The sequence below is a fragment of the Bacteroidales bacterium genome (assembly GCA_014860585.1).
Taxonomy (GTDB): Bacteria; Bacteroidota; Bacteroidia; order Bacteroidales; family 4484-276; genus RZYY01.
On record JACZJL010000165.1, the window covers coordinates 1 to 6,030 of the forward strand.

General features: G+C 46.8%; 2 protein-coding genes. Both read left to right on the forward strand.

From position 1 onward, the window contains the following. Positions 1–3,025, forward strand: a 3,025-nt coding sequence (locus IH598_16030; protein ID MBE0640027.1) for a response regulator, incomplete at its 5' end; no start/stop codon positions are given. A gap of 332 nt (positions 3,026–3,357) precedes the next feature. Then, positions 3,358–6,030 (forward strand): hypothetical protein (locus IH598_16035; protein ID MBE0640028.1); only part of this gene is annotated, 2,673 nt, incomplete at its 3' end.

Consider the following 6,030-nt stretch of genomic DNA (forward strand, 5'->3'; position numbering starts at 1 on the left):
TTCCTGGAAAAGAAATCAACCGGATGTAGTGACTAAAAACCAGATCACGCTCATATTTGAGGATTCAGGCCGACATTTATGGGTTGGCTCTTCCGGCGAGGGGCTAAGTGTATTCGATAGAAAAAAAAAGACTTTCGAAACCGTCTATTTTGAAACCACAAGTGGCCTTGAAGAATTGATCTGGGTGCTAGACATGCTCGAAGACAGGTTTGGAAAACTTTGGTTGGCCACCCAGCGGGGTTTGTTTTGTATTGACACACCATGGGAAAAAGGTCAGGTTATACCGGTTTTCGAACATCATTTATTGTCAACTTCCTACATCACTGATCTTTTTGAAGACAGTAAAGGCCGATTATGGATGACTTCAGGGAATAAGGGGGTTTTCTGTCTATTACCTGAAAACAGGGATTCAAAACTGCTCAGGCACTACCTGCATCATTTTTACAGTACCGGCCTATTCGCAAACCGGAATGCGAATGAAATATATGAAGATATAAGCGGAAAGTTGTGGATGAGGTCAGAAACAGCCCTTTTTTACTATAACGAGGAAACAGACAGCATCGAGTATCATGAACATTTCAGAAAAGTGCTGAACGGCGAAAATTTTGTTTTCACAGGCGATAAATCGGGTCATCTCTGGTTTATCTCAGAACAGGGACTGGTAAGATACAATCCCAATGACGGCGCGGATAGAAGTCTGAAGCTGTTCAGTGCCAGCGAAGGCCAACTATACACCGGTATTAATTATGCTCCCTTTCTCCAAAGCCTGTCAGGTCATATTTACTTCGGAGGCAGCGGACCCAACGGCGCAGGTTTTTGCCGGTTTCATCCTGACAGCGTTCACCCTGATAACCTCCATCTGCCAGAGGTGATGATTACCGATTTTAGGATCAGAAATGAGCCCGTTGAACTGGACAGCACCATTGACTCGAAAAAGCTACTTCGGTTAAAATACAACCAGAACTTTTTTTCGCTTGAGTTTGTTGCCATTGACTATCGCAACCCTGAGATGAATCAACACGCCTATATCCTCGAAGGATATGACAAAGGCTGGGTGCATTCAGGCGCCAGGCGCTTTGCCAATTATACCGGGGTGCCTCCCGGGGAATATGTTTTCAGGGTTAAAGGATCGAACAACGATGGCTACTGGAATGAGGAAGGCGCCCAGATCATGTTGATCATTACGCCTCCCCCATGGAAAACCTGGTGGGCTTACACAATATATACGTTATTTTTGGCAGGGCTGATCTTCGGTTGGCGGCGCTACGACCTGAAGCGTCTGCGCCTTAGACAAGCGCTGGAAATTGAGCATGTGGAAGCGGAAAAGCTTAAGGAACTCGATAAAATGAAATCCCGATTTTTTGCCAATATCTCACATGAATTCCGCACTCCGCTTACCCTGATCCTTGGGCCTATGCACAAGCTCAAAGAAAAAACCAAAGACAAGTTCTGCCTGAAAGAACTGGATGTGATGCATCGCAATGCCTTGCGGTTGCTCAAACTGATCAATCAACTGCTCGACCTCTCAAGGCTTGAAGCCGATCAGATGAATCTCCATGCCTCGCCGGTGAATCTCGTCGAAATGCTCAAAGGGTATGTACAATCATTCGAATCGCTGGCCAGGCAAAAGAATATTCAATTGTCCTTCGTTGTCCGGCAGGAGCAGATCGCAGCATGGATTGACCGGGATAAACTGGAAAAAATTCTATACAATCTACTCTCAAATGCTTTTAAATTTACAGAGGAGGGTGGGAGGATTGAAGTTTCAATCAGTCCACAACCGGCTGTTGGCACAAAGCAGGCAGAGGTTCATAGAAAATGGACAGAGGACTGGAGACTGAAAACCGGTGAATCAGACGGCCAGTGGGTGAGCATCACCGTCTCCGACACAGGTTGCGGCATTGCACCGGAAAAACTCCCCCATATCTTCGACCGATTCTACCAGGCCGGCGAAAGCTACCTGAAAGATCAGGAAGGAACAGGAATTGGCCTTGCGCTGACCAAAGAGCTCGTGGAACTGCACTACGGACAAATCTCGGTGGAAAGCTCTCAGGGTAAGGGAACAACTTTCACCCTGATACTGCCTTTGGGAAACGAACACCTGAAACCGGAGGAAATGGTGACTGAAAGCGCGTATGATGCAGTCATCCCAGCAGCATCGGACAATGGTCTGAACTTATCATTGCCTTTTGTCCCTCCAGAAGTTGATCATCGCCCCCATGCCGATGAAAATAACCTGGAAAACCTTGAAGAGACCACTCAACCGCTGGTGCTGATTGTGGAGGATAATGATGACCTGCGTACCTACATCCGCTCCTATCTCGATGCTGATTACCTGGTATCAGAGGCCTTCGATGGGGAAATGGGTTTGCAGAAAGCCATCGAAAAAATTCCTGATTTGATCATTAGTGACGTGATGATGCCCAAAATGGACGGCATTCAAATGTGTAGGAAACTCAAAACCGACAAATGCACAAGCCATATCCCGGTGATCCTGCTCACTGCTAAAGCCGCCATGGAAGACAAACTCGAAGGGCTCGAAACCGGCGCCGACGATTTCATCACCAAGCCTTTCGACCCGCATGAGCTGTTGGTCAGGATCAAAAACCTGATTCTTCAGAGGGCTAAACTCCGCGATTATTACCTGAAACAGCTCACTGCCGGAAAGGAGCAGGAGGCGCCGGTGCTATCACTCGACCAGCAATTCCTCGAAAAGGCGCATCGCATTGTGAAAGAAAACATGACAGATTTCAATTTCAGTGTTGAAGCATTTGCAGAGGAAATGGCGATGAGCAGGGTACAGCTTCACCGGAAGATCAAGGCTTTGCTCAACCAAACAGCCACTGAGTTTATTCGCAATTTGCGGTTGATGCGCGCTGCATCATTGATCAAAGCAGGGAAGGGGAATATCACCGAAATCGCCTTCGAGGTGGGCTTCAACAACCTGTCATGGTTTGCCAGGTGTTTCCAGGAATACTATGGCGAAAATCCATCAGCGTTTGCTTCACGGCATGGCAAACCCTGATGCCTTGCAACCGGCTTAACCTGCCGACCTGAATACCCTTCAAAATCACTTAATTGTTTTGGTTTCACGCAAAGTACGCAAAGAAACCGCAAAGCGCGCAGAGAAATCATTAAAGGAAAACTCACAAATCCCGATTATAAATTCAGGTTTAATTCAGTTTAAGATCAGCCGCAATTTCAACCTTAGTTTTCTTTCATTACGCTGCACCCCCCCCAATTTCATTAAAGATGTAACGACAGTGTTAAAGATTGAAACGACAGTGTTAGCATTTCCCCTCCCTCCGGTTGTAATTTTGCAGGGAACATTTTTATTCACCTAAAAACACAGCCGTTATGAAAAGGAAATTGACTTCCGTTGCAATTTTTATGGCATGTTCGGTGTCATTGATTGCACAGCCGCAACTCCCCTTCGTTGCCAATCCGGCAAACCCCGTTCTCGAGCATGGCGCTCCCGGCGCATGGGATGCAGGGGGAATGATCACTCCCAACATTGTTTTTGACAATGGAACCTGGTACCTGTTCTATTCCGGCAGTATTGGTTGGAACACCAATCCGGCTGCCATCGGTTATGCCACCTCCACCGATGGCTATACCTTCGACAAAGTTACCGTGGATGAACCGCTGTTTGCTCCTGATGGCAGCGGATTCGATGCATGGGCGGTGAGCAATCCGGTGGTTGTAAAAGAGGGCGACCTGTGGGTGATGTACTACGGTGCGCGTCAGTCTGCAGGAGCCGGACCCGGGCCTTACATCGGCAGGGCAACTGCAGCCAGTCCCGGAGGTCCGTGGACAAGAGAGGAGAGCCCGGTACTGTCAAGAGGGAGTATAGTAGAATGGGATGGCCATTGGGTACTGCCCGCCAGTGTGCTGCACACCGACACAGCCATGATGATGTTTTACTCCGGTGGTGCAAATTACAGTACCGGCGGCTGGAGTATGGGAATGGCCTACAACAACGGTTCGGGATGGATAAAATATAATGATCCCCTTACCACCGAGCCGCCTTACTTACAAAGCGATCCGGTACTTATGCCGGGAGAGCCCGGAACCTGGGATTCAGGAGATGCCACTTTTGGTTTTGTCAACAAGGTGGCGAATGGATTTGAAATGTTTTATGCAGGGTTTCATGCTGGTGAGATGAGCCTTGGTTGTGCTAAAAGTCCGGATGGGATTCTTTGGGTAAAGTCCCCTTCAAATCCGGTTTTCACCTACATGGATGATCCTTTTGCCTTTGCACAGGGATTATATGTACTCCAGTGTCCATCTGTAATGATCACCAACGATCAATACCTGATGTACTTTGATTATGGAATATTACCAGGTACCGGCTACATCGGCATGGCCACCGCACCCACCCTGACACAGATCATCCACGTTCCCGCCGACCAGCCCACCATCCAGGCCGGGATTGATGTGGCCACCACCGGTGACACGGTTTTGGTTGCCGAAGGCACCTACTACGAAAACATCAACTTCAGGGGCAAAGCCATTACCGTGGGCAGCCACTTTTTGATGGATGGCAATGCCAATCATATTGATAATACGGTCATTGATGGTAGTCAGCCTTCTCATCCTGATAGCGCATCAGTTGTGTATTTTATCTCCGGGGAAGATACCACTTCGGTAATCACAGGATTTACCATCACAGGTGGTGGGGGTACTGTTGAAACTTATTACAATACAAGGGCTGGAGGTGGAATTTATGCCTACAATTCAGGTTGCAGGATCGAACACAATTACATAACAGGCAACGAGGTTACGGGTGCCACTTCAGTTGGCACAAGTTTCGCGGGTGGCGCTGGTTTGTGCTGCATCACATTGGATAATCAAAGCCGTTGGGCGATAATTGATCATAACACGATCAACTACAATAATTCTTCATCCGATGCTGCTTCATCTTTTGGTGGAGGTATGTCTGTTTTGATCAATTCGATCATCACCAATAATGTGATCGAACACAATACCTGCACTAATTCCACGGGATACGCTGACGGCGGCGGAATTGAAATTCAACAGATGGGCGGAATCAGCATTTCCTCTGTTATTCAAAATAACATCATAAAGAACAACGAGATTTCCGGCGGATTGGACGTGAATGGAGCCGGAATCATGAATTATGGTGTACCTGCTTTGATTGAAAACAACATCATTGAAGGGAATGTAGCCACCGCAGCTGATTATGCGTGGGGTGGCGGAATGGCTGCTTTTAATGTTTCGGAGGGTATTGACATCCATTCGAACACCATTCAAAACAACTCAATTTCTGCCAACTATGCCTATGGCGGAGGTTTACATTTTTATAACTGTGGCATTACCACAATCAAAAACAACCAGCTTCTGCAAAATAGCGGAATTGGAACTACTGTCATGTGCGGAGGGGGACTTTGGATACACACAGCCAATGATACTTTAAAAATAGAAAACAACATAGTGAACAACAACGTCACCTCAGCTGCGAGCAGCACAGTTGGCGGAGGAGTAGCGATTTATATCACCAATGACAACAAAGTGATTTTTATGAATAATCAGGTAGGTCAAAATGTAGCTGTTCAAGGAGGGGGTCTCTTCACATTCAATACATTCAACAGCCTGATCATCAATAATTCATTCGACGAAAACCAGGGAACCAATGGCGGAGCAATCCGTTTCAGGCAATATGATGGGAAGGAGTTGATATCCGGAGAAATGCTTCAGGATGATAGTCGCCTTGAAGATTTATCCTCAAAAGAATCAAGAATGCTGGTCCCGGTTTTGGTCAACAATACATTTTATGGAAATAATGCGAGTTCAATGGGTGGCGCCATTTATAGCGATCATATCTTTTCTGTTCCAATGGTGATCAACTCAATATTTTATGCCAACGATGCAATAAATTTTGATAATATTTATAGTTCAGGTTCGGAAGCTTTTACGATCAATTATTGCGATATTGATACCTTAGAAGTTTATGGTGGATGGACAGGCGAAGGCAACATCAACCAAGACCCCCTATTCGACCTCTCCGGC